Origin of the sequence: Bradyrhizobium sp. i1.15.2 (assembly GCF_040548425.1) — a bacterium.
GTDB classification, from domain to species: Bacteria; Pseudomonadota; Alphaproteobacteria; order Rhizobiales; family Xanthobacteraceae; genus Bradyrhizobium; species Bradyrhizobium canariense.
This window is the reverse complement of sequence record NZ_JBEPRQ010000006.1, coordinates 79,514-102,456: the sequence shown is the minus strand read 5'-3', so window position 1 is coordinate 102,456 and position 22,943 is coordinate 79,514. Positions and strand designations below refer to the sequence as shown.

The following is a 22,943-nucleotide window of genomic DNA, read 5'->3' as shown; positions in this document are numbered from 1 at the left end:
TTACAGATCGTGGTGCCGGAAGATACTTAACATGTTAAGTGAATGCGTCAAACACAATTTGGCTTGCTGCACTGCAAACGTTTCGCGGCTTGAAAGGGCGTCATGACGAAGAGACCGGCTGATCCCGCGAACGGAAGCGAGCCCGCCGTGCGGCAGGTGCCGATGCGCGACTTCTCGCGCTCGCTGCCGATGTCGTTGCTGCGGGCACGCGAAGCGGTGATGCGGCAATTCCGTCCCTCGTTGCGTGAGCATGGCCTGACCGAGCAGCAATGGCGCATTCTGCGCGCGCTCGCGGCAATCGACACGGTCGAGGTCACGGAACTCGCGCGCACGGCGTTCCTGCTCGGACCGAGCCTGTCGCGCATCCTGCGCGATCTGGAGGCGCGCAGCCTGATCGAGCGCAAGACCGCGAAGGCGGACCAGCGCCGCAGCATGGTTTCGATCTCGGAAAAAGGCGTGAAGCTGATGGCCTCGGTGGCGCCGTCCTCCGAAGCGATCTATGCGGAGATCACGCGACGCTTCGGCGCACGCAAGCTCGTCGAGTTGCAGGAGATGCTCGGCGAACTCGAACAGAGTCTCGCAGGGCTCGGCGCAAGCGAGGAGGCAAGTGCCGAGGAGTGAAAGCAGATATGCGCGAGCGCGCGGCAACAATCATGGACATCGCCGCATTTTTTCGCTCAAGTGCCGCTCAAGCCGATCGCTGCAAAATCGGCGCGCCGGAACGGATTGCGCCGCCTTTGCCAGTGACACCTTGCGTCATCGCGAGCGTAGCGCGGCGGTCGGGATCGCGCTAATAACGGCATCGTGCTGTCGCGGCGCTCGTCATGGTGACGAAGGTCCAAAACAAAGAAGGAAGGCAACGTGGCGAACAAGGTGAAGGAAATCTGGAAGTCGGGCAAGGCCGTGGTCAACGCGTGGCTCGCGATTCCCTCCGGCTTCTCGGCCGAGATGATCGCGCAATGCGGCTTCGACAGCGTCACCGTCGACATGCAGCACGGCGTGCAGGATTATCTGTCGATGGTGCAGTGCTTCCAGGCGATGGACAAGCACCCGATCACGCCGATGGTCCGCGTGCCCTGGAACGAGCCCGGCATCATCGGCAAGGTGCTCGATGGCGGCGCCTATGGCGTGATCTGCCCGATGGTCAACACGCCGCAGGAAGCCAGGAACCTCGTCTCCTATTCCAAGTACCCGCCGAAGGGCGTGCGCTCCAACGGACCGATTCGCGCCGGCATGTACGGCACCGCGGGCTCCTACCAGAAGACGGCCAACGACGACATCGTGCTGCTGCCGATGATGGAGACCAGGACCGCGGTCGAGAACATGGAAGCGATCTTCGACGTCGAAGGCATCGACGGCGTCTATATCGGCCCGTCCGACCTCGGCTTCTCCTACGGCCTCGAACCGAAGCTCGATCGCACCGAGCCCGAAATCCTCGCGATCTACGAGAAGATCGTCAAGGAGTGCGGCAAGCGCGGCCTCAACCCCGGCATCCATTGCAGCGGCGCCGAAGGTGCCGCGCGCGCCATCAACATGGGCTTCAAGCTGGTGACGCTGTCGAACGAGGTCGGTCTGATGACGACCTACGCCAAGATGCAGGTCAACGCCACCCGGAAGGATTCCGGCGGCAAGGCCTGATCTCTCTCTGTGTCCCGGACGCGGTGCGGCGCGTAGCGCCGCTCCGCAGAGCCGGGACACAGAAGCCAGTGAAGCACATTACGTAAACAACTGGGGCCCCGGCTCAGCAGCGCACCGTTTCACGCTGCGCTGCGTCCGGGGCATGATAGTTTCGATACAGGAGACATCCCATGACCATCAGCCCCGTCATTCGCCTGCATCCCGATGATGGCGTGCTGATCGCGCGCGCAAGCCTGCCGCCGGGAACATCGGTGGCCGACGGCGTGACCACGGTCGAGCGCATTCCTTCCGGCCACAAGGTCGCGATCAAGCCGATCGCAGTCGGCGAGCCGGTGATACGTTATGGCCAGATCATCGGGTTTGCGACGGTGCCGATTGCGCCGGGTCAGCACGTGCACGTGCAGAATTGCGGCATGGGCGATTTTGCCAAGGACTATGCCTATTGCGCCGACGTCAAGCCAACGCCGAATTTCGATCTGCCGGCGAGCTTCGAAGGCATCCGCCGCCCGGACGGCCGCGTCGCCACGCGCAACTATATCGGCATCCTCACATCGGTGAATTGCAGCGCGCATGTCGCAAGCCTCGTCGCCGACGTGTTCAAGAAAAATCCGTTCACCGGCGACAATCCGCTGGCCGACTTCCCGAATGTCGACGGCGTGGTCGCGCTGACCCACAAGACCGGCTGCGGCATGACGCAGAACGAGCCGCTAGCGCTGCTCCGCCGTACGCTCGGCGGCTATGCGCGGCACGTGAACTTCTCCCACGTCATCGTGCTCGGCCTCGGCTGCGAGGTGAACCAGATCGGCGGCCTGATGGAAGAGCAGAAGCTCGCCGGCCGTCTGCGCGCGATGGACATCCAGGAGGTCGGCGGCACCCGCAAGACGGTGGAGGCGGGCATCGCGTTCGTGCGCGAGGCGCTCGCGGAGTCCAACAAGGTCAAGCGCGAATCCGTACCGGTGAGCGAATTGACCGTGGCGCTGCAATGCGGCGGATCGGATGGCTATTCCGGTGTCTCCGCCAATCCGGCGCTGGGCGCGGCCAGCGATCTCATCGTGCGTCACGGCGGCACCGTGATCCTGTCGGAGACGCCGGAGACCTATGGTGCCGAGCATCTGCTGACGCGCCGCGCCGTCAGCCGCGAGGTCGGCGAGAAGCTGGTCGATCTCATGCGCTGGTGGGACGAATACACGACGCGCGAAGGCGCCGAGATGAACGCCAATCCAAGCCCGGGCAACAAGGCCGGCGGTCTCACCACCATTTTGGAGAAGTCGCTCGGCGCGATGGCGAAGGCCGGCACCACCAATCTCGTCGAAGTGCTGCGCTACGCCGAACCCATCACCAAGAAGGGGTTCGTGTTCATGGACACGCCCGGCTACGATCCCGTTGCCGCGACCGGGCAGGTCGCCGGCGGCGCCAATCTGGTCTGCTTCACCACGGGCCGCGGCAGCGTGTTCGGCTGCAAGCCGGCGCCCTCGATCAAGCTCGCTACCAACACGCCCATGTACAAGCGCATGGAAGAGGACATGGACGTCAATTGCGGCACCATCCTCGAAGGCGAGGAGAGCGTCCAGCAGTGCGGCCAGCGCATTTTCGATCTCATCCTCAAGACCGCGTCCGGACAGCCGACCAAGAGCGAGAGTTTTGATTTCGGCGGCGCCGAGTTCGCGCCATGGGTGCTGGGCGCGACGATGTAACCTCGTTGTTGCGCGCCGGCGGTAGCCCGACACTACAAGCGATGCTCCTAAGTAATGATACGGAGCCGTCAAGTGATCACGGGGGTTCCCGCGGTCACACCTGATTAACATCTTCTGCCGTAATCCCTGGGAGGATGCGAGCTCCACTCGTTTGGAGCGTTCGCCCTTCGTGAGGATTCGTCAACGATGACGCGTGCGATACGGCCGACCGGCGTGGAAAATCTCCTCGGTGAGGAGGAGCTGATCGTGTCGAAGACCGATCTCAAGGGCCGCATCACCTACGCCAACGATGTCTTCATCCGGATGGCGAAGTATTCCTGGAAGGAGCTGATGGGCGCCCCCCACAGCCTGATCCGCCACCCTGAGATGCCACGCTCCGTCTTCAAGCTGCTGTGGGACACGCTTCAGTCCAGGCAGGAGATCTTCGCCTACGTCGTCAACCTCGCCAAGGACGGCAGCCATTACTGGGTGTTCGCCCACGTCACGCCGACATTCGACGAGCGTGGCAATATCGTCGGCTATCACTCCAACCGTCGCAGGCCCGATCCTGCGCAGATCGAGCGTATCAAGCCGATCTACAAGACGCTGTGCGCGGAAGAGGCGCGGCATGCCAATGCCAAGGACGGCATGCATGCGAGCTTCGAGGCGATGGTCGGGCTGCTCAAGCAACAGGGTGTCGGTTACGATGAATTTGTGCTCTCTCTCTAAAGCGCAGGGAGCGACCGCGCTCGCATCCGTTCTTGCCGTCGTCGCGTTCGTGCTCTCGCTCGCCGGTACGACCGGAGTTTCCGGCGCGGCGTTGCTTGGCGTTACGGTCGTGCTGCTCGTCTATGCCGTCTGGTGCCAGCACCGCACGGCGGTGGCCGTCGACGAGGTGGCAGACGTGTGCCGCAAGGCCGCAGGTGGCGACCTCGAGGCGCGCATCCTCAGCATCCGCCAGGCCGGACGGATCGGCGCCATTCAGAAGTCGGTCAACGACATGCTCGACATCACCGATGCCTATTTGCGGGAAGCTTCGGCGTCGATGGACTATGCAAGCCGCGGTAAATATTTCCGCAAGATCCTCGCGCGCGGATTACCCGGCTCGTTTCGCCGTTCAGCCACCGTCATCAATTCCGGCACCGACAGCCTCGGCCGTCGCGTGGTCGAGATCGCGGACCTCGCAAAGCAGTTCGGCACCCATCTCGACCAGGTCGCCGGCACTCTGATGGGCGCGGCAACCGATCTCGAATCCGACGCCGGCCAGATGGCGGCGGCGGCCGAGAAGACCAGCCGACAGACGTCCGGCGTGCTCAGTGCGTCCGACCAGGCCTCGCGCAACGTCGCCACCGTCGCCAGCGCCGCAGAGCAGCTCGCATCATCGATCGCCGAGATCAGCCGGCAGGTGGCCGGTTCGACCACGAGCACGGGGCGGGCGGTGAACGAAGCCAATCGTGCCGGCAGCGAGATTCGCATGCTTGCGGATGCAGCGATGCGGATCGGCGACGTGGTCAAGCTGATCAGCGAGATCGCCGAGCAGACCAATCTCTTGGCGCTCAACGCCACCATCGAGGCCGCGCGGGCAGGCGAGGCCGGCCGCGGCTTCGCCGTGGTCGCATCCGAGGTCAAGAGCCTCGCCAACCAGACCGCGAAGGCGACCGAGGAGATCAGCGCCAAGGTCGGCGAGATGCAGCAATCGACCACCAATTCGGTCGCCGCCGTCGAGGCGATCGCGCAGACCATCACCGAGATCAACGGCATCACCGCCTCGATCGCGACCTCGATCGAGCAGCAGGGTCTCGCCACCCGTGAGATCGCCCGCAACGTCCAGGAAGCCTCGGCCGGTACCTCGCAAATGTCCTCCAACGTCACCGGCATCAGCGAAGCCGCCGCCGACACGGGCCGTGTGGCGAGCCGCGTCAACAGCGCCTCCGAACGCGTCCATGGCGAGGTCGAGACGTTCCGGCGCGAGGTGACGCAATTCCTGCAACGGCTGACGTCAGCGGCGTAGGCCTTCGATGCAGATGCACTCTGCTAACCCTCTCCCCTTGTGGGAGAGGGTGGCTCGCCGCTCAGCAGCGAGACGGGCGAGGGGTCTCTCTCCGCGCGCACCTCTCACGCCGGAATTCGCGGAGACGTACCCCTCATCCGGCGCTTCGCGCCACCTTCTCCCACAAGGGGAGAAGGAAGAAAGCGACCGCCCGCACCTTGCGTAGGCACCCTTTGCCCGTTGTTAGTGCTTGATCGAGGTCACCAGCGGTGTTCTGCTCAAAAAAGCTGCTGGAGTACCGCACCCCGTGTCGATCTACGTCGCATTACACCACGTCACGCACTACAAATACGACCGCCCGATCGATCTCGGCCCGCAGACCATCCGTCTGCGGCCGGCGCCGCATACGCGCACGCCGATCCTGAGTTATTCGCTCAAGGTCACGCCGGCCAATCATTTCGTGAACTGGCAGCAGGATCCGCTGGGCAATTGGATCGCGCGTTATGTCTTCCCGGAGAAGACGACCGAGCTCAAGATCGAGGTCGATTTCACGGCGCAGATGACCACGGTCAATCCGTTCGACTTCTTCGTCGAGCCCTATGCCGACAGCTTTCCGTTCGAATATACGCAAGATCTCAAGACCGAACTCGCGCCTTATCTCGAGACCGTCAAGCCCGATCGGCTGTTCGCGAAATATCTCGACACGATCCCGCCCGAAGCCCCGAACACCGTCAACTTCCTGGTCGACCTGAACAGGGAGCTGCAGAAAAAGATCGGCTACGTCATCCGCATGGAGGCGGGCGTGCAGACGCCGGAGGAGACGCTCTCCTCCGCGGCCGGCTCATGCCGTGACTCCGCCTGGCTTCTGATCCAGACCTTCCGTCATCTCGGTCTCGCCGCCCGTTTCGTCTCCGGCTATCTGATCCAGGTCCGTCCCGACATCGATCCGATCGAGGGGCCGCCGGAGGTCGAGAACGATTTCACCGATCTCCACGCCTGGGCCGAGGTCTACCTGCCGGGCGCCGGCTGGATCGGCTTCGACGCGACCTCGGGCATGCTCGCGGGCGAGGGCCACATCCCGGTCGCGGCGACGCCGCACTACCGCTCGGCCGCGCCGATCTCCGGCGGGGCCGGCTTTGCCGAGGTCGAATTCGCCTTCGACATGAGCGTCAAGCGCATTCGCGAGGCGCCGCGCATCACAAAACCGTTCTCGGACGAATCCTGGATACGGCTCAACGATCTCGGCGAGCAGGTCGACGGCGATCTTGCGGCGCAGGACGTGCGTCTGACCATGGGCGGCGAGCCGACCTTCGTCTCCGTCGATGATCTCGAAGGCGCCGAGTGGAACACGGATGCCGTCGGTCCGACCAAGCGCGGGCTCGCCGACGATCTGATCCGCCGCCTGCGCGCGCGTTTCGGACCCGGCGGCCTGCTGCACTTCGGGCAGGGCAAATGGTATCCCGGCGAAAGCCTGCCGCGTTGGGCGTTCGGCCTGTACTGGCGCAAGGACGGCGTGCCGATCTGGAAGAATGCCGACCTCATTGCCAGCATTGAAAATCCGCGGCCGGCACAGGCCAAGGACGTCCAGGCGTTCGTGGAAGGCGCGGCGTTACGGCTTGGCCTCGATCCCGGTTACATCATGCCGGCCTATGAGGACACCGCGTACTGGCTGCAGAAGGAAGCCGAGCTTCCCGTCAACGTCGATCCCTCCGATTCCAAATTATCCGATCCGGAGGCACGCGCGCGCATGGCGCGGGTGTTCGAGCAGGGGCTCAACAATCCTCGCGGCTTCGTGCTGCCGGTGCAGCGCTGGAACGCGGCACCACGCTGGCGCAGCGAGCGCTGGCAGCTCCGGCGCAGTCATCTGTTCCTGATGCCGGGCGATTCGCCGCTCGGCCTGCGCCTGCCGCTGGACTCGCTCGGCTATGTCCCGCCCGATCAATATCCCTACATCGTCGAGCGGGACCCGATGGAGGCCCGCGGCAAGCTGCCGGTGTTCAGCCTTCCGGCGCGTCCCGACTCGCCGGAGCGGCTTGAGCCGGAAGAGCTCAACACCTCCGTCCCGGTCCGCACCGCGATGTCGGTCGAGGTTCGCGATGGCGTGCTCTGTGCCTTCATGCCGCCGGTCGAGCAGATCGAGGATTATCTCGAGATGATCGCGGCGCTCGAAGCCACGGCCGAGGAGATGCAGCTCCAGGTCCACGTCGAGGGTTATCCGCCGCCATTCGATCCGCGCGTCGACGTCATCAAGGTGACGCCCGATCCCGGCGTGATCGAGGTCAACGTCCAGCCGGCAAAAAACTGGCGCGAGGCGGTCGACATCACCGCCGGGCTCTATGAAGATGCCGGCAAGACGCGCCTCGGCGCCAATCGCTTCCTGGTCGACGGCCGCCACACCGGCACCGGCGGCGGCAATCACGTCGTGGTCGGCGGCTCGAGCCCGCAGGACTCGCCGTTCCTGCGCCGGCCTGATCTGTTGAAGAGCCTGGTGCTGCACTGGCAGCGTCATCCGTCGCTGTCCTATTTCTTCTCCGGCCTGTTCATCGGCCCGACCAGCCAGGCACCGCGCATCGACGAAGCCCGCCACGACAGCATTTACGAGCTCGAGGTGGCGCTCACGCACGTGCCGCCGCCGGGCACTCAGGCGCCGCTGTGGCTGGTGGATCGCTTGTTCCGGCATCTCCTTGTCGACATCACCGGCAACACCCATCGCGCCGAGATCTGCATCGACAAGCTCTATTCACCGGACGGCACGACCGGCCGCCTCGGCCTGGTCGAATTCCGCGCGCTCGAAATGCCGCCGGATCCGCGCATGTCGCTGGCGCAGCAGCTGCTGATCCGCGCGCTGATCGCAAAATTCTGGCGCGAGCCGCAACAAGGCAAGTTCGTGCGCTGGGGCACCGCGCTGCACGACCGCTTCATGCTGCCGCACTTCATCTGGGAAGATTTCCTCGAAGTGCTGACCGAGTTGAAGCAGTCCGGCTATCCGTTCGAGCCCGAATGGTATCTGGCCCAGCTCGAATTCCGCTTCCCCGCCTTCGGCCGCATCCATCATGGCGGCGTGACGCTGGAGCTGCGGCAGGCGCTGGAGCCCTGGCACGTGCTCGGCGAGGAGGGCTCGGCCGGCGGCACCGTGCGCTATGTCGACTCATCGGTCGAGCGGCTTCAGGTCAAGGCGGAAGGCTTCGTCGAGGGCCGCCATATCGTCACCTGCAACGGCCGTCGCCTGCCGATGACCGCCACCGGCCGCTCCGGCGAAGCCGTGGCCGGAGTCCGCTTCAAGGCCTGGCAGCCGGCCTCAGGCCTGCACCCGACCATTCCCGTTCACGCGCCACTGACGTTCGACCTCATTGACACCTGGAACGGCCGCTCGCTCGGCGGCTGCGTCTATCACGTCGCCCATCCCGGCGGCCGCAGCTACGACACCAAGCCGGTCAACACCTACGAGGCCGAGGCGCGGCGGCTGGCGCGCTTCCAGGACCACGGCCATACGCCGGGCCCGATGCAGCCGCCGCCCGAGGAACGCACAAATGAGTTTCCGCTGACCCTCGACTTGCGGTCCCCGCTCCTGCAATGAGTATGATGCGGGGGCAGGGAGAGGCGCATGGCCGAGGGCGCAGCCGAAGAGGACGACAAGGCGGGTAAGGCGCAAGGTCAACGTGAAGGCCAGCGCCGTTTTGCGCAATGGGTCCGCGACTATAAGCGCCTGCCCGGCATCCCCGACGAGTTTCTCGGCCCGGACGGCAAGCCCCGCGCCGTCTGGAGCCGCTTCTTCGATGCCTTCGGCGGGCTCGCGCCCGACGAGGTCGAGCGGCGGTTCGGCATGGCCGACCGTCATCTCCGCGAGGCCGGCGTCACCTATCGCGCGCCCGGCGAGAGCGCCGACCGGCCCTGGTCGATCAGCCATCTGCCGCTGCTGATCGACGAGGCCGACTGGAAGCAGCTGTCCGACGGCATCACCCAGCGCGCCGAGCTGCTCGAGCTCGTGCTGCGCGACATCTATGGCGAGGGCCGCCTCGTCGCCGAAGGCGCGCTGCCGGCGGCCGCGATCGCCGGGAGCCCCGAATATCTCCGCCCCGTCTGCGGCGTGCCGCCGCCGGGCGGGCGCTATCTCTCGCTCTATGCCGCCGATGTCGGCCGCGGGCCCGACGGCCGCTGGTGGGTGCTCGGCGACCGCACGCAGGCACCGTCGGGCGCGGGCTATGCGCTGGAGAATCGCCTGGTGCTCTCGCGCGCCTTCTCGGATCTCTACAAGTCGATGAACGTGCCGCGCGTCGCGCCGTTCTTCGAGGCCTTTCGCGACAGTCTTCGGGCGCGCGCCGACCGCGACGAGCCGCGGATCGGCGTGCTGACGCCGGGCAGTTTCAGCGAGACCTATTTCGAGCACGCGACGCTGGCGCGCTATCTCGGCTTCCTGCTGGTCGAGGGCGACGATCTCGCCGTCAGCGACAACCATATCCACATCCGCACGGTTGCGGGCCTCAAGCGCCTCGACGTGCTGCTGCGCCGCGTCGATTCCAACTCGCTCGATCCGCTCGAACTCGATGCCTCCTCGCGGCTCGGCGTGCCCGGCCTGATCGACGTGCTGCGCAAGGACGGCGTCGTCGTCGCCAACATGCCGGGCTCGGGCGTCCTGGAGGCGCGCGCGATGCTCGGCTTCCTGCCGGCGCTCAGCCGCCGCCTGCTCGGTGAGGAGCTGAAGATGCCGCACATCGCGACCTGGTGGTGCGGCCAGCGCTCGGCGCGCGACGAGGTGTTGTCGCGGCTCGACCGGGTCGCGATCGAGGGGGCCTATCGCCGCGGCGTTCCCGGCTTCGACAGCAATGGCCCCGTGCTCGCGAGCGAGCTCGATGCGGCCGAACGCCAGCGCCTGATCGACGCAATCAGCGCGCGCGGCATGGACTATGTCGGCCAGGAGGTGGTGCGGCTCTCGACCATGCCGGTGTGGGAGCAGGGGCAGATCACGCCCCGTCCCTTCGTGCTGCGCGTGTTCGCAGCCGCGACGCCGGACGGCTGGGCCATCATGCCCGGCGGCTTCTGCCGGATCGCCGAGCAGCCGGATGCGCGCGCGGTGTCGATGGGCGACGGCGCGCGTTCCGCCGACGTCTGGGTGGTCTCGGACAAGCAGGTCTCGACCGCGACGCTGCTGCCTGCGGTCGACAAGGTGCGCATCCGCCGTATCGCCGGCGTGCTGCCGAGTCGCGCCGCCGACAATCTGTTCTGGCTCGGCCGCTATCTCGAACGCGCCGAGGCGACGCTGCGGCTGGTGCGGGCGCTGGGCTCGCCGAGCGGGCCCAACAAGGGCACCGCGGCGTCGCTGCAATCGGCCGAGCGTATCCAGCGCCTGCTGGTGACCTGGGGCGCGATCTCGCAGACCTCGCGCGCGGCGCCCGGCCGCATCGTCGCCGAGGCGCTGCAGAGCCCGGAGCGTTTCGGCTCGGCACTGTCGCTGGTCCGCGCGGCCCAGCGCACGGCGACCTCCTTGCGCGAGCGGCTGTCGCCCGATGCCTGGCAGGTCATCACCGAGATGACCGAGCGGTTAGCCTTCGAGGTCGAGGATGACGACAGCGTGCTGAGCGCGGCCGAGCTGACCCTGCAGGAGCTCGCGAGCTTTGCCGGCCTTGCGCATGAGAACATGAACCGCGCCGCCGGCTGGCGCTTCCTCGATATCGGCCGCCGCACCGAGCGCGCCATCAACACCACGCGTTTTGCCCGGCAGTTTGCCTATGACGAAGCCGGCGACGAGGATCTCGATATCCTGCTCACGCTGGTGGATTGCCAGATCACCTACCGCTCGCGCTATCTGCTGGCGCCGATCCTGGCGCCGGTGCGGGACCTCGCCGTGCTCGACAGCTACAATCCGCGTTCGGTGGCGTTCCAGGTGACGGCGCTGAACGAGCACATCGCCGCACTGCCGAGCCTGAAGGAGCATGGCCTGATCGAGAAGCCGCAGCGGCTTGCGGTCGCGATGCAGGCGATGCTCGCGACCGCGGAGGCCGAGAAGCTCGAGGTCAAGACGCTGTTCGCACTGGAGCAGGATCTGCTCAGCCTCGCCGAGGCAGTCGGGCAGCACTATTTCCCGCACGGCCCCAATGCCAGCCGCCCGGAAAAACTGACGGGGCTGGCGTGATCTACGATATCCGCCACGTCACCACCTACGAATACGAGAGTCCGGTCAGCTTCGCCCGCTGCACGCTGCGGTTGGAGCCGGGGAGCGGCCATGGCCAGGAGCTGATCTCGCATAAGGTCGAGATTCGTCCGCGCCCCGCGGAGCGTAGCGTCCGGCGCGATTTCTTCGGCACCCTGACCGAGAGCGTCGTGATCGAGGCCGCGCATCGCACTTTGCGTATCGATTCCCGCTCTCGCGTGAAGGTGTCGCGCCAGCCGCCGGCGCGCGCCGCTGCCAGCCCGACCTGGGAGAACATTCGCGACATCGCCTTCGAGGCGACGAGCCTCGGGCCGTCATCGCCGGTCGGCTATGTCTTTGCGAGCCCGCTGGTCCCGGTGCTGGGACCGGTCAGCGCCTATGCGGCGGAAAGCTTCGCGCCCGGCGCAGCCATCCTCGCCGGGGCGGTCGATCTGATGCATCGCATCCGCACCGAATTTCGCTACGACCCCAAAGCGACGGTGATCTCGACGCCGCTTGACGAGGTCTTCGTCAAGCGCCATGGCGTCTGTCAGGATTTTGCCCATGTGATGATTGCGGGCTTGCGCGGGCTGGGCCTGCCCGCGGCCTATGTCAGCGGATATCTGCGCACCATTCCGCCGGCGGGCCAGCCGCGCCTGCAGGGCGCCGACGCTACCCATGCCTGGGTGTCGCTGTGGTGCGGGGAGGAGCTTGGCTGGGTCGATTTCGATCCGACCAACGATCTTATGGTTGCTGGCGATCATATCGTGCTCGCGGTCGGCCGCGACTTTTCCGACGTTTCGCCGGTCGACGGCATCATCGTCGGCTCGCCGAAGCAGAAGCTCGACGTCGCCGTCGACGTGCTTCTGGTGGAATGATTACGGGTCCTGCCGTGCCCGCGACGCCCAGCCCGGGTGTGTCGGGCCGGCACCGCAATCGCGATATCGCGGGGCACAACCGCAACATATTTCCGTATTTTCGTTCCCGGGTTTGGCCAGTCGGCCCAAGTTGGGCTAAGCTGGCCTTTGCGTCGAGGACATGAATGAGACGTCGGGAGTTGGCGTGGAACACCACCGACAAGCGGGGCTGCATCCATGATCACGTTACCGAAACTGGCGGCGGAGACCCTGGAGAAGTTGCTGGGATCGTTCATGCGTCGTCGGTACGACGAGTCCTACGCCAGAGTGCTGGAAGGCTCGACTCGGACGGCGATGGAATGCATCGGCAACAGCGACGCACTCTATCACAACATCGAGCACACGATGTTGGTGACGCTGGCCGCTCAGGCGATCCTGATGGGACGTAATCTCCACACGCATCTTGCGGCTGAGGACTACATCAACGTTCTGATCGCATGCCTTGCGCACGACATCGGCTATGTCCGCGGTCTGTTTCCGGAGGATGATGAAGACGGTTTCATCATCGATGATTCCGGCACCAAGGTGGCGCTGCCGCGTGGCGCTTCGGATGCCAGCCTGATGATGTATCACGTCGATCGCTCGAAGCTTTTTGTACGGCGGCGGCTGCCGCAAGTTCGGGGCGTGGACAGCGAGCGCGTCGCCCGCGCCATCGAGGGAACCCGCTTCCCGGCCCGCGAAGGGCAGGAATACGACGACGACGCCTCGATCCTGCGCGCTGCCGATTTCATCGGGCAACTCGGCGACCCCAACTATCTGCGCAAGGCCAACGCGCTCTATTACGAATTCGAAGAAGTCGGCATGAACCGCCAGCTCGGTTACGATTCGCCGGCCGATATCGTGAACCGCTATCCGCAGTTCTATTGGAATAGCGTCGCACCGCACATTCAGACCGAGATCGGCTACCTCAACAAGACCGAGATCGGTCGGCAGTGGATCGCCAACCTCTACAGCAACGTGTTCCGCGCCGAACGCGACATCACGTTGTCCGGGCCGCAGAAGTAGGGCGGACTCTCGTAGCCCGGATGGAGCGAAGCGCAATCCGGGAAACCTGTCGCTGCGGACGCACCGCCCCGCATTCCGCTTCGCTGCATGCGGGCTACGACATTGCAAATCGGTCAGTCGATCATGCAACAAAAAACAATCGCCACCGATATCCTCGACATTGCCTACCGTGAATACGGCGCGCCGGACGGCTGGCCCTGCATCATGGGTCACGGCTTTCCCTACGACGTGAACGCCTATGCCGAGACCGCGCCGATCATCGCGCAAGCGGGCGCGCGGGTGCTGGTGCCCTGGCTCCGCGGCTACGGGCCGACGCGATTCCGCTCCGCTGCGACGTTGCGCTCCGGCGAGCAGGCGGCGCTTGGCGCCGATCTGCTGGCCTTCATGGATGCGCTTGGAATCTCGCGCGCGGTGGTCGGCGGTTACGACTGGGGCGGGCGCGCGGCCTGCGTGGTCTCGGTGCTGCATCCGGAGCGCGTGATCGCGCTCGTCTCGGGCAATTCCTACAACATCCAGAACATCGCGCGTTCGATGGAGCCGGCTTCGCCACCGGAGGAGGCGGCGCTCTGGTATCAATATCTCTTCCACAATGAGCGCGGCCGCCGCGCGCTGGAGCGCAACCGGCGTGGTTTCGCGCGCCAGCTCTGGTCGATGTGGTCGCCGACATGGGCCTTCGACGATGCGACGTTCGAGACCAGCGCAATGTCGTTCGACAATCCTGATTTCGTCGATGTCGTGATCCACTCCTATCGACATCGTTACGCGCTGGTCGCGGGCGATCCCGCCTATGCCGCGATCGAGGCGAAGCTCGCCGCCCAGCCGCCGGTCCGGGTGCCGACCATCGCGATCGATGGCGACAGCGACGGCGTCAATTCCGGCACGGCGCACCATGCAGGCAAATTCGAGGGCTTTTTCGAGCGGCGCGTCTTTGCAGGGGCTGGCCACAATTTGCCGCAGGAGCGGCCGGCCGAATGGGCGCAGGCCGTGCTCGATGTGCGGAAAGCGGCCTCATAGAGCCGGGTTTCTCGTCCCCACTGTCTTGCCGCTCTCGCAGCTTCCGATTTTTCCTGATCCCGGGAACCTTTTCCAATCGCAGCCGTCCAAGCTGTGGGGCCGCTTTCTGTATGCGGTTCGTTGCAGGGGAGGTTTTCGATGAAGACGCAAACGCGCAGGCTGGAACGTGTCGCGGTCGCGCAGGCGCCGAGCGAGCGGCCTGAGAGGGCGGAGGTCGAGCAGGCGATCCGGACCATGATCCGCTGGGCCGGCGATGATCCCGCGCGCGACGGTCTGCGCGATACGCCGGGCCGGGTCGCCCGCGCCTTCGAGGAGTATTTCTCCGGCTATGCGCAGGATCCGACCGAAATCCTGCAAAAGACGTTTGAGGAGATCGAAGGCTATGACGAGATGATCGTTCTGCGCGGTGTTCGCTTCGAAAGCCATTGCGAGCACCACATGGCACCGATCGTCGGCCGCGCCTGGGTCGCTTATATCCCGCAAGGGCGCGTCGTCGGCATCTCCAAGCTCGCGCGTCTCGTCGACATCTACGCCAAGCGGCTTCAGATCCAGGAGAAGATGACCGCACAGATCGCCAACACCATCAACGATGTGCTGAGGCCCGAAGGCGTCGGGGTCATCATCAAGGCAACGCATCACTGCATGACCACGCGCGGCGCGCACAAGCCCGGGACCGATCTCGTCACCAGCCGCATGCTCGGCGTGTTCCGCGACAATGCGTTGACACGCCAGGAGCTGCTGGGGCTGGCCAATTCGGACGATTGATCCGCGGCGACCCAAGGAGGCAACGCCATGACTGAGGACAAGAAGCCAAGCGGGCCCGACCTGAGCAGGGGCGTGACGCTCGCCGCGTTCAAGGGCGGCAAATTGCTCGGCCATGTCGGCGAGGAAGACGTTCTGTTGGTGCAGGCCGGCAGCGAGATCTTTGCGATCGAGCCGGCCTGCAGCCACTATCACGGCCCGCTCGCCGAAGGACTGGTGGTTGGCGACACCATCCGCTGTCCCTGGCACCACGCCTGCTTCTCCTTGCGGTCAGGCGAGGCGACCCGTCCGCCGGCGCTGAACGCGCTGGCGGTGTGGGAGGTCTCGCGCGATCAGGACAAGATCATCGTTGAGCGCAAGCGCGAGATGCCGAAGCCTCCGGCGCCTCATCGGACAGCGCCAACGCCGGAAAAATTCGTTATCATCGGCGGCGGCGCGGCGGGTTTCGCGGCGGCGGAGACGCTCCGTCGCGAGGGCTTTGCCGGCGCCATCACCATGCTTAGCAATGACAGCGCGATGCCGGTGGACCGGCCCAATCTCTCCAAGGATTACCTCGCGGGCAACGCGCCGGAGGATTGGCTGCCGCTGCGGGGCGAGGACTACTATCGGGACGCCGGCATCGATCTCAGGCTCAACACGAACGTCGCCGCGATCGAGGCGAAGACGCGCAGCGTGACGCTGGGCAACGGCGACAGGCTGCCGTTCGATCGGCTGCTGCTCGCGACCGGCGCCGAGCCGGTCAGATTGCAGATTCCGGGTGCCGACCAGCCTCATGTCTACACGGTGCGCTCCGTCGCCGACAGCCGCGCCATCATCAAGGCGGCCGCCAGCGCCAAGCGCGCGCTGGTAATCGGCGCCAGCTTCATCGGCCTCGAAGTTGCGGCCTCCTTGCGGGCACGCAAGATCGAGGTGCACGTGGTCGCGCCGGACGAACGGCCGATGCAGAAGGTGCTCGGTCCCGAGATGGGCGACTTCGTGCGCGCGCTGCATGAGGAGAACGGCGTCAACTTCCATCTCGAGGACACGGTGGAGAAGCTGGACGGCACGCGCGCCACGTTGAATAGCGGCGGCATGATCGAGGCCGACCTGGTCGTGGTCGGCATCGGCGTCAAGCCGCGCCTCGCGCTCGCCGAGCAAGCGGGACTTGCGGCCGACCGGGGCGTCAGCGTCAGCGGATATCTGGAGACCAGCATAGCCGGTATCTTCGCGGCCGGCGACATCGCGCGCTGGCCCGATCCGCATTCGCGGCAAACCATCCGCGTCGAGCACTGGGTCGTGGCGGAGCGGCAGGGCCAGACCGCGGCACGCAACATGCTCGGCAAGCGCGAGCGCTTCGAAGCCGTGCCGTTCTTCTGGTCTCAGCACTATGACGTACCGATCAACTATGTCGGCCATGCCGAGAGCTTCGACGACATCGCGATCGACGGCAGCATTTCCGGCAAGGACTGCCTGCTGAAGTATCGCAAGGGCGGCCGCGTCCTCGCGGTTGCTTCAATTTATAGGGATCTCGACAATCTCAAGGCCGAGCTGGAGATGGAGCGAACACGCGGCTGAGGCGCGCATCCGGTCTTGATTTGCGTCAATGTTGCTGGCCGCGAGGGCTGCTGTGCTGGCTGTTGTCCCGGTGCGGCGCGCGCTATACTGGCCTGTGCTCGCGGGCTTCCATGCAGGAGTCACCGTCATGACAAGTGCCTCGGATACCTCCCATCCTTCCGGCCTGGGCTCCGGGATCTCGGCCCTGCATGCCAAATGGGGCTGGATCGTAGCCTTGGGAGTCGTCTACCTCGTCGCCGGCTTCGTCGCACTTGGCAGCGTGGTAATGGCGACGGTGGCGAGCGTCATCGTGGTTGGCGCCATGATGATCGTCGCGGGCGCGGCCGAAATCATCGGCGCGTTCCAGATGAAAAGCTGGGGCAAGTTTGTGATCTGGGCCTTGCTCGGCGTACTCTATGTTATCGCGGGCTTTCTCACCTTCGAGAACCCGCTGTTTGCTGCAGTGTTGCTGACTCTGTTCCTGGGCGCATCGCTGCTCGCCTCCGGCGCCGTCCGGCTCTTTCTCGCCTTCAGCATGAAGCGTGAAAGTCCATGGGTCTGGGTGGCGCTCTCGGGCGCCATCACGCTGCTGCTGGGGCTGTTGATCCTGGCACGTTGGCCGGTGAACAGCGTCTACATCCTCGGCCTGTTTCTCGGCATCGACCTGATCATGGCGGGCGCGGGGTGGGTGAGCCTGGGCTTCAGCCTGAAGCGGCGCCACTGATCAGCAACTCGACGCAAGACCCTCTCACGGAACTCCGCTGATCTGGCGTGCTGGCAAAAAGCAGCACGCCGCGCCTTCCGACCAGCGCGGCGATCATCACCGGGGAGAAACCATGAAAGCCGCTTTGGTCCTGGCTGCAGCCTTGGCTGCCTGCTTGTCCACGCCTGTCTCCGCGCAGAAATCTTACGGTCCCGGCATCAGCGACACCGAGATCAAGATCGGCAACACCATGCCCTATAGCGGCCCCGCATCGCCGCTCGGCATCACCGGCAGGGTGATCTCGGCCTATTTCGACGAGGTCAACGAGAAGGGCGGGATCAACGGCCGCAAGCTCAATCTCCTGTCGCTCGACGACGCCTTCTCGCCGCCGAAGACCATGGAAGCGGCGCGGCGGCTGGTCGAAGGCGACGGCGTCGCCTTCATCTTCGCGACCATGGGCACCGCGCCGAGCTCGGCGATCGCGAAATATCTCAACAGCAACAAGGTGCCGCAGCTGTTTCTGATCAGCTCGGCCTCGAAGTGGAACGACCCCGCCAACATGCCCTGGTCGATGGCGCTGCCATGGGCACCGAACTACACCAGCGAGGCCGCCATCGACGTCGCCTATGCCCGTGCCAAGAACCCGAACGCGCGCTTCGCGGTGCTCTATCAGAATGACGATGCCGGCAAGGAATATCTGCGCGGCGTCAAGGAAGCGCTTGGTGCCGACGCCGACAAGGCGATCGCGATGGCGTCGAGCTTCGAGGTCGCCGACCCCACCGTCGATTCCCAGGTGCTGACGCTCGCCAACACCAAGGCCGACGTGTTCATGATCTATTCGGTGACGCCGCGTGCCTGCGCCCAGGCGATCCGGAAAGCGCATGAGGTCGGCTGGCAGGCGACGCGCTTCCTCGCCTCGGGCTGCGCCAACAAGGCCACCGTGATGGTTCCGGCCGGCCTCGATGCCGGCAAGGGCGTGCTCTCGCTCGGCTCGCTCAAGCCGTTCGTCGAGGTGCCGAAGGACGATCCGGCGATGACGGCCTATATCGACTTCATGAAGAAGCGCCTGCCCAATGCCGACGTCAACAACGTCGCGGGTCTCTACGGCTACACCGTTGCCGAGGCATTGGTGGTCTTGCTGAAGCAGTGCAAGGACAATCTGACGCGCGAGAACATCATGGCGCAGGCGGCCAATTTGAAGAACGTGCCGCTGTCGCTGCTGATGCCCGGCATCACGCTCAACACCACGCCGCAGGATTTCCGCCCGATCAAGGACGGCTATATGCTCCAGTTCAACGGCAATGACTGGATCGTCGCGAGCGAGCTATTGCGCGGCACGTGAGGGGACTGCGCGAGGTCGACGAACGGGTTGAGGGAGCTCTCTCCGCGAGTTCGGAATCGTAGGGTGGGCAAAGGCGCACTTGCGCCGTGCCCACCACCTATCAATGCTTCGAGAGAAGCGGTGGGCACGCTTCGCTTTGCCCACCCTACGATACTGGCGCGAAGGTCGGCGAACGGGAGGATCAAGAATGGATTTTCAACACTCCGCCCGCTCGATGGAAATGCAAGAGCGCGTCCGCCGGTTCATGCGGACGCATGTCGAGCCGGTCGAGGAGCTCTATTACGAGCAGGTGAAGCCGGAAGCGACACGCTACAAGACGCCGCAGGTCCTTCAGGACCTGAAGCGGCTGGCGCGCGAGCAGGGGCTCTGGAACCTGTTCCTCTCCGGCGAGCACGGCCAAGACCTTAACAACACTGGCTTGACCAATCTCGAATATGCGCCCGTGAAGGAGATCATGGGCCGCATCCTTTGGGCGCCCGAGGTCTTCAATTGCTCGGCGCCCGATGTCGGCAACATGGAGGTGCTGGCCAATTACGGCACGCCGGCACAGCAGGAGCGCTGGCTGAAGCCGCTTTTGGAGGGGCGCATCCGCTCCGGCTTCTCGATGACGGAGCCGCAGGTCGCCTCCAGCGATGCCACCAACATCCAGTGCGAGATCAGGCGCGACGGCGGCGACTACGTCATCAACGGCCGCAAATGGTTCACCTCCGGCGCGATGAACGAGGATTGCGAGATCCTGATCGTGATGGGCAAGACCGCGCCTGACGATCCCGACCGCCACCGTCAGCAATCCATGATCCTGGTGCCGAAAGCGACGCCCGGCGTGCGCATCGTGCGCGACATGCTGACCTACGGCTATGACGACGCGCCGGTCGGCCATCCCGAGATCGTCTACGAGAACGTTCGCGTGCCCGCAGAGAACATCCTGCTCGGCGAGGGCCGCGGCTTCGAGATCGCGCAAGGCCGGCTCGGCCCCGGCCGTATCCATCATTGTATGCGGCTGATCGGCTGCGCCCAGCGTGCGCTCGAATTGATGTGCCAGCGCGCGGTCTCCCGCACGGCGTTCGGCAAGCCGCTCGCAGAGCAGGGCTCGGTGCGCGAGGACATCGCACATTCATTCTGCGAGATCGCGCAGGCGCGGCTCTTGACGCTGCAAGCCGCCGACAGGATGGACCGCGAGGGCAACAAGATGGCGCGCGACCTGATTGCGGCCGCCAAGATCGTGGTGCCCAGCATGGCCGCCCGCGTTATCGACCGCGCCATCCAGATCCACGGCGCCGCCGGCGTCTCGCAGGACACGTTCCTCGCCCGCGCCTATGTCTACGCCCGCTTCATCCGCATCGGCGACGGGCCGGATCAGGTGCATCTGGCTGCGGTGGGGAAGGAGCTGATCAAGCGGGGCGGGGTGATGGAGGGGTAGGTGGTTGCTCTTAGCCAGGGCGTGCAGTCATAGACGGCGGATGCCCGCTCATGGGGGTGAAGCAGATTGCGGCAACGCCGACACTTTGATTTTTGCTCCTGAACTGCCGTCGATCACCCGCCGCTATGCAGCCGGTTTCTCATCCATAAGCCAATAGACGATGGCTGTCAGAGCAAGGGTCGATGCGCCTGCAACGATAAACGGGGCGAGATAGTCGCCATTCGAACTGAACTGCAGGGCCGCGCCCAAAAGTGCGATCCCGAAGCTGAAACCGATTTGGCGCATCGTGACGCAAATGGCAGATGCGGTCGCCGCACGATCGCTTGGAACCGCCGACACGGCGGCGGCAGTGATCTGCGCGTTGATCACGGCACAGCCTGACCCGCTGACGAGCAACGCAATGACTGTCACTACCAGCGTGTCCGGCCCCACGTTTCCGCCGGAGATTGCACCAAGGGCCAGGTCAGCCACCCCGATAAGCGCGAGACCACCACAGAAGAACGAGCGTGATGGGATGCGGGTCGTCAAAACCGCTCCATAGCGCGGCAACACCATCATCGGCAATGTGAGCGCGACCAGGAGCCAGCCCGCCTCAAACGGACTGAGACCCAACGGACCGCGCGCCAATTGCGGCACGTAGACGAGAAGCGACCAGAAGCCGGTCGATCCCGCCATCGGGACGAGGCACATCGCGACGAACTGCCGAGATCCGAACAGCTTGAGATCGAACGCCGGGTTGGGATGTCGGCGTTCCACCCAAACGAAAAGGAGGAGCGCAATCCCCGAAGCGGCGAGTCCCGTCAGGAACGTCGCCGAGGCGACGCCACCAAGCGCAGCTGCTTCCAGCAACATAAACGCCAACGCCGCCGAAATTGTCGCAAGAAGGCCAGCACCGAGCCAATCCACCTTGGCGCTCGAACGCTGCTGGTCGAGCTCATTGCCAATTCTGTACAGCACCAGGAAGACCAAAACGGCGCAAAGCGGCAAGTTGATCCAGAAAATCCAGCGCCACCCGATCGTATCAGCCAGGAGCGATCCGAGCGGCGGGCCAGCGACCATCGAGGCACCGACGATCGTGCCCCAAAGTCCAAACGCCCGCGCACGTCGGGGCCCCTCGTAAGCACCAGCAAGGAGGGCAGACGAGGTGCTGGTGATGCAGGCACCGGCGATACCTTGCAATGTGCGGAATGTCAGCAAAACGTCGAGCGTGTTGGCGCACGCACACAGCAGAGAGGCCAGGCCAAACAGCCCTGCACCCCAGGTGAACATTTGAACGCGTCCGTATCTGTCGGCAAGGCTACCTGCAATCGGCAAACAGAAGATCAAGGCAAGGCTGTAGACGTCGATGACCCAGGCCGCTCGTGCGGAAGCGGCACCGAGATCGTGGCCAACATCGGGTAAGGCAGCCGCTAGAGCCGTCAGGTCGACTTGAAACAGAGAGCCGCTCAAGCACGCTGCAAGCAGCGTCGCCGTTTCCAGGGACATGCGATTGCCGCGATGGCCGTCATCGGCAAGCCAACTGGCGCTCGGCATTTCATCATCGTCGTGCTGAGGTTTGTCGAGCATGGTTGTTTCGGCCTCCATGGAGCATGGATGGCCGGGCAACGGGCTTTGGTCGAATGATGGTTCCTCAAAACCTCATGAATCGGTATCATGGCGTGAGGAGATCGAGATGCCACGCCGCTTGCCACCCTTCGCGCCCCTTGTCGCGTTCGACGCGGTCACCCGCCATGGCTCGTTCACGCGCGCCGCGGCGGAGTTGGGCGTCACGCAGAGTGCGGTCAGCCATCAGATCCGAAAACTGGAGGACCATTTCGGGGTTGCATTGTTGCAGCGGCAGAATCCAGGGGTCGGGATAACACCTGCCGGCGCGCAGCTTAGGCAAGAGCTTGCCGCAGCACTCGACGCGCTTGGTGCGCTGGATGCTCAGGTGCGGCGGCGCTCGAACCGAACGACGTTGCGCGTGGGCGCCGGCTCGGCGTTGGCAACATGGTGGCTCGTCCGCCGCCTGCCAGATTTTACGGCGCGATATCCGTCGATCAATGTTGATCTCAAACCACTGGAGACGGGTGACAGTTCAAAGCGGCCGCTCGACGTGCGAATTGTCTGGAACGCCGGCGAAGACGCACGGCGGACGTCTACTCAATTGCCGCTGTTTTGGGAGCGGATTTTTCCCGTCTGTGCGCCGCACCTGTTGCCCCGGCGGCGTCCCTTGACGGACCCCGACGGCTTGCTGACCCTGCCGCTCATCCACAAAGGCGACAACGCGACCGGCGACTGGGGTTGGCCCTCCTGGTTTAGACGCCTGGGATTGCCGAAATCGGGCGCTGCCGCTGGCAGCTTGACGCTGGACGACATGGGAATGTGCATGTCGGCTGCGGCCGAAGGAGCCGGGGTGACACTTGGGCGCTCACTTCTTGTGGCAGATGCGGTTTCGTCTGGACGCCTCGTGTCCGCACTCGCCGATTACCCCGCAGTCGAGTGCACGAAAATTCAGGTTGCCCAGTGGCCAGCCGATTTGATCGGCGATCGCAGCGTCGAGTTATTCGTGAATTGGCTCGCCGAGCAGGCCGAGACGACCGTGAGGAATATTTCGGCCGCATAGTCCTTTGCCGGCCCTCTGCCGATTTGTTAGGGGCCGGCACTGTCAGTTCGCAGCTATTCGTCGGGGCTCTCGTCGTCATGCTGTTGACGCAATGTCTGTCTTAGACGGCGACAACTAAAACGCCGTGCTGGAACCGTTGGGGTTCCTACAAACGGTTCCGGAGCCAGGGGTTGGCTCGACCCGCAAAACGATTTGCGGCATCGGAACCGAACAA

At 64.8% G+C, this 22,943-nt stretch carries 17 protein-coding genes; 16 read left to right on the top strand and 1 reads right to left on the bottom strand.

Annotated features, from left to right (window positions below; all coding sequences use genetic code 11):
- Positions 1–102 precede the first annotated feature (102 nt).
- The 15 genes from hpaR (at position 103) to ABIB80_RS13630 (ending at position 20,124) form a co-directional block, all read left to right on the top strand.
- On the top strand, positions 103–621 hold the full coding sequence (gene hpaR, locus ABIB80_RS13700; protein WP_007593660.1) for a homoprotocatechuate degradation operon regulator HpaR: 519 nt from the start codon (positions 103–105) through the stop codon (positions 619–621).
- Between the two features lie 240 nt (positions 622–861).
- Positions 862–1,638 (top strand): HpcH/HpaI aldolase family protein, encoded by a 777-nt coding sequence (locus ABIB80_RS13695; protein WP_007593655.1) that lies wholly within the window; start codon positions 862–864, stop codon positions 1,636–1,638.
- A gap of 170 nt (positions 1,639–1,808) precedes the next feature.
- Positions 1,809–3,332, top strand: a complete 1,524-nt coding sequence (locus ABIB80_RS13690) for a UxaA family hydrolase (protein ID WP_354127661.1) — start codon at positions 1,809–1,811, stop codon at positions 3,330–3,332.
- Between the two features lie 186 nt (positions 3,333–3,518).
- Complete coding sequence (locus tag ABIB80_RS13685; protein WP_354127660.1) at positions 3,519–4,040, top strand: PAS domain-containing protein; 522 nt, start codon at positions 3,519–3,521, stop codon at positions 4,038–4,040.
- The gene (locus ABIB80_RS13680; protein WP_354127659.1) at positions 4,018–5,322 is read left to right on the top strand and encodes a methyl-accepting chemotaxis protein; all 1,305 of its coding nucleotides are present in this window, start codon (positions 4,018–4,020) and stop codon (positions 5,320–5,322) included. The genes ABIB80_RS13685 and ABIB80_RS13680 overlap by 23 nt, the downstream gene beginning before the upstream one ends.
- 286 nt (positions 5,323–5,608) lie before the next feature.
- On the top strand, positions 5,609–8,878 hold the full coding sequence (locus ABIB80_RS13675) for a transglutaminase family protein (RefSeq protein WP_354127658.1): 3,270 nt from the start codon (positions 5,609–5,611) through the stop codon (positions 8,876–8,878).
- 27 nt (positions 8,879–8,905) lie between these two features.
- Positions 8,906–11,431: a circularly permuted type 2 ATP-grasp protein gene (locus ABIB80_RS13670; protein WP_007593651.1), complete on the top strand. Its 2,526-nt coding sequence runs from the start codon at positions 8,906–8,908 to the stop codon at positions 11,429–11,431.
- Positions 11,428–12,306 carry a transglutaminase family protein gene (locus tag ABIB80_RS13665; RefSeq protein WP_007593649.1) on the top strand — a complete coding sequence of 293 codons (879 nt, stop codon included), beginning with the start codon at positions 11,428–11,430 and terminating at the stop codon, positions 12,304–12,306. The genes ABIB80_RS13670 and ABIB80_RS13665 overlap by 4 nt, the downstream gene beginning before the upstream one ends.
- A gap of 216 nt (positions 12,307–12,522) precedes the next feature.
- On the top strand, positions 12,523–13,350 hold the full coding sequence (locus tag ABIB80_RS13660; protein ID WP_007593648.1) for an HD domain-containing protein: 828 nt from the start codon (positions 12,523–12,525) through the stop codon (positions 13,348–13,350).
- Positions 13,351–13,473: 123 nt separating this feature from the next.
- Positions 13,474–14,364, top strand: coding sequence for an alpha/beta fold hydrolase (locus ABIB80_RS13655; RefSeq protein ID WP_354127657.1), 891 nt, complete (start codon positions 13,474–13,476; stop codon positions 14,362–14,364).
- A gap of 138 nt (positions 14,365–14,502) precedes the next feature.
- A complete protein-coding gene (gene folE / locus ABIB80_RS13650) occupies positions 14,503–15,129 on the top strand; it encodes a GTP cyclohydrolase I FolE (RefSeq protein ID WP_007593645.1) in 627 nt (208 codons plus the stop codon).
- 27 nt (positions 15,130–15,156) lie between these two features.
- Positions 15,157–16,680 (top strand): FAD-dependent oxidoreductase, encoded by a 1,524-nt coding sequence (locus ABIB80_RS13645; protein ID WP_354127656.1) that lies wholly within the window; start codon positions 15,157–15,159, stop codon positions 16,678–16,680.
- 127 nt (positions 16,681–16,807) lie between these two features.
- Positions 16,808–17,383 carry an HdeD family acid-resistance protein gene (locus tag ABIB80_RS13640; protein WP_007593641.1) on the top strand — a complete coding sequence of 192 codons (576 nt, stop codon included), beginning with the start codon at positions 16,808–16,810 and terminating at the stop codon, positions 17,381–17,383.
- A 112-nt stretch (positions 17,384–17,495) separates the two neighbouring features.
- Positions 17,496–18,704: an ABC transporter substrate-binding protein gene (locus tag ABIB80_RS13635; protein WP_219684798.1), complete on the top strand. Its 1,209-nt coding sequence runs from the start codon at positions 17,496–17,498 to the stop codon at positions 18,702–18,704.
- Between the two features lie 187 nt (positions 18,705–18,891).
- Positions 18,892–20,124, top strand: coding sequence for an acyl-CoA dehydrogenase family protein (locus tag ABIB80_RS13630; protein WP_354127655.1), 1,233 nt, complete (start codon positions 18,892–18,894; stop codon positions 20,122–20,124).
- 123 nt (positions 20,125–20,247) lie between these two features.
- On the opposite strand, the gene ABIB80_RS13625 is transcribed toward ABIB80_RS13630, so the two are convergent.
- On the bottom strand, positions 20,248–21,690 hold the full coding sequence (locus ABIB80_RS13625) for an MFS transporter (RefSeq protein ID WP_007593635.1): 1,443 nt from the start codon (positions 21,688–21,690) through the stop codon (positions 20,248–20,250).
- Here ABIB80_RS13625 and ABIB80_RS13620 point away from each other — a divergent pair.
- The gene (locus tag ABIB80_RS13620; RefSeq protein ID WP_354127654.1) at positions 21,689–22,729 is read left to right on the top strand and encodes a LysR substrate-binding domain-containing protein; all 1,041 of its coding nucleotides are present in this window, start codon (positions 21,689–21,691) and stop codon (positions 22,727–22,729) included. The genes ABIB80_RS13625 and ABIB80_RS13620 overlap by 2 nt on opposite strands.
- Positions 22,730–22,943: the final 214 nt, after the last annotated feature.

What these genes read in the sequence shown, in the direction of transcription:
- ABIB80_RS13645 (WP_354127656.1), top strand. Translation starts at nt 15,157, where the DNA reads ATGACTGAGGACAAGAAGCCAAGCGGGCCCGACCTGAGCAGGGGCGTG.
- hpaR (WP_007593660.1), top strand. Translation starts at nt 103, where the DNA reads ATGACGAAGAGACCGGCTGATCCCGCGAACGGAAGCGAGCCCGCCGTG.
- folE (WP_007593645.1), top strand. Translation starts at nt 14,503, where the DNA reads ATGAAGACGCAAACGCGCAGGCTGGAACGTGTCGCGGTCGCGCAGGCG.
- ABIB80_RS13685 (WP_354127660.1), top strand. Translation starts at nt 3,519, where the DNA reads ATGACGCGTGCGATACGGCCGACCGGCGTGGAAAATCTCCTCGGTGAG.
- ABIB80_RS13640 (WP_007593641.1), top strand. Translation starts at nt 16,808, where the DNA reads ATGACAAGTGCCTCGGATACCTCCCATCCTTCCGGCCTGGGCTCCGGG.
- ABIB80_RS13635 (WP_219684798.1), top strand. Translation starts at nt 17,496, where the DNA reads ATGAAAGCCGCTTTGGTCCTGGCTGCAGCCTTGGCTGCCTGCTTGTCC.
- ABIB80_RS13655 (WP_354127657.1), top strand. Translation starts at nt 13,474, where the DNA reads ATGCAACAAAAAACAATCGCCACCGATATCCTCGACATTGCCTACCGT.
- ABIB80_RS13680 (WP_354127659.1), top strand. Translation starts at nt 4,018, where the DNA reads ATGAATTTGTGCTCTCTCTCTAAAGCGCAGGGAGCGACCGCGCTCGCA.
- ABIB80_RS13690 (WP_354127661.1), top strand. Translation starts at nt 1,809, where the DNA reads ATGACCATCAGCCCCGTCATTCGCCTGCATCCCGATGATGGCGTGCTG.
- ABIB80_RS13660 (WP_007593648.1), top strand. Translation starts at nt 12,523, where the DNA reads ATGATCACGTTACCGAAACTGGCGGCGGAGACCCTGGAGAAGTTGCTG.
- ABIB80_RS13625 (WP_007593635.1), bottom strand. Translation starts at nt 21,690, where the DNA reads ATGCTCGACAAACCTCAGCACGACGATGATGAAATGCCGAGCGCCAGT.
- ABIB80_RS13670 (WP_007593651.1), top strand. Translation starts at nt 8,906, where the DNA reads ATGGCCGAGGGCGCAGCCGAAGAGGACGACAAGGCGGGTAAGGCGCAA.
- ABIB80_RS13630 (WP_354127655.1), top strand. Translation starts at nt 18,892, where the DNA reads ATGGATTTTCAACACTCCGCCCGCTCGATGGAAATGCAAGAGCGCGTC.
- ABIB80_RS13620 (WP_354127654.1), top strand. Translation starts at nt 21,689, where the DNA reads ATGGTTGTTTCGGCCTCCATGGAGCATGGATGGCCGGGCAACGGGCTT.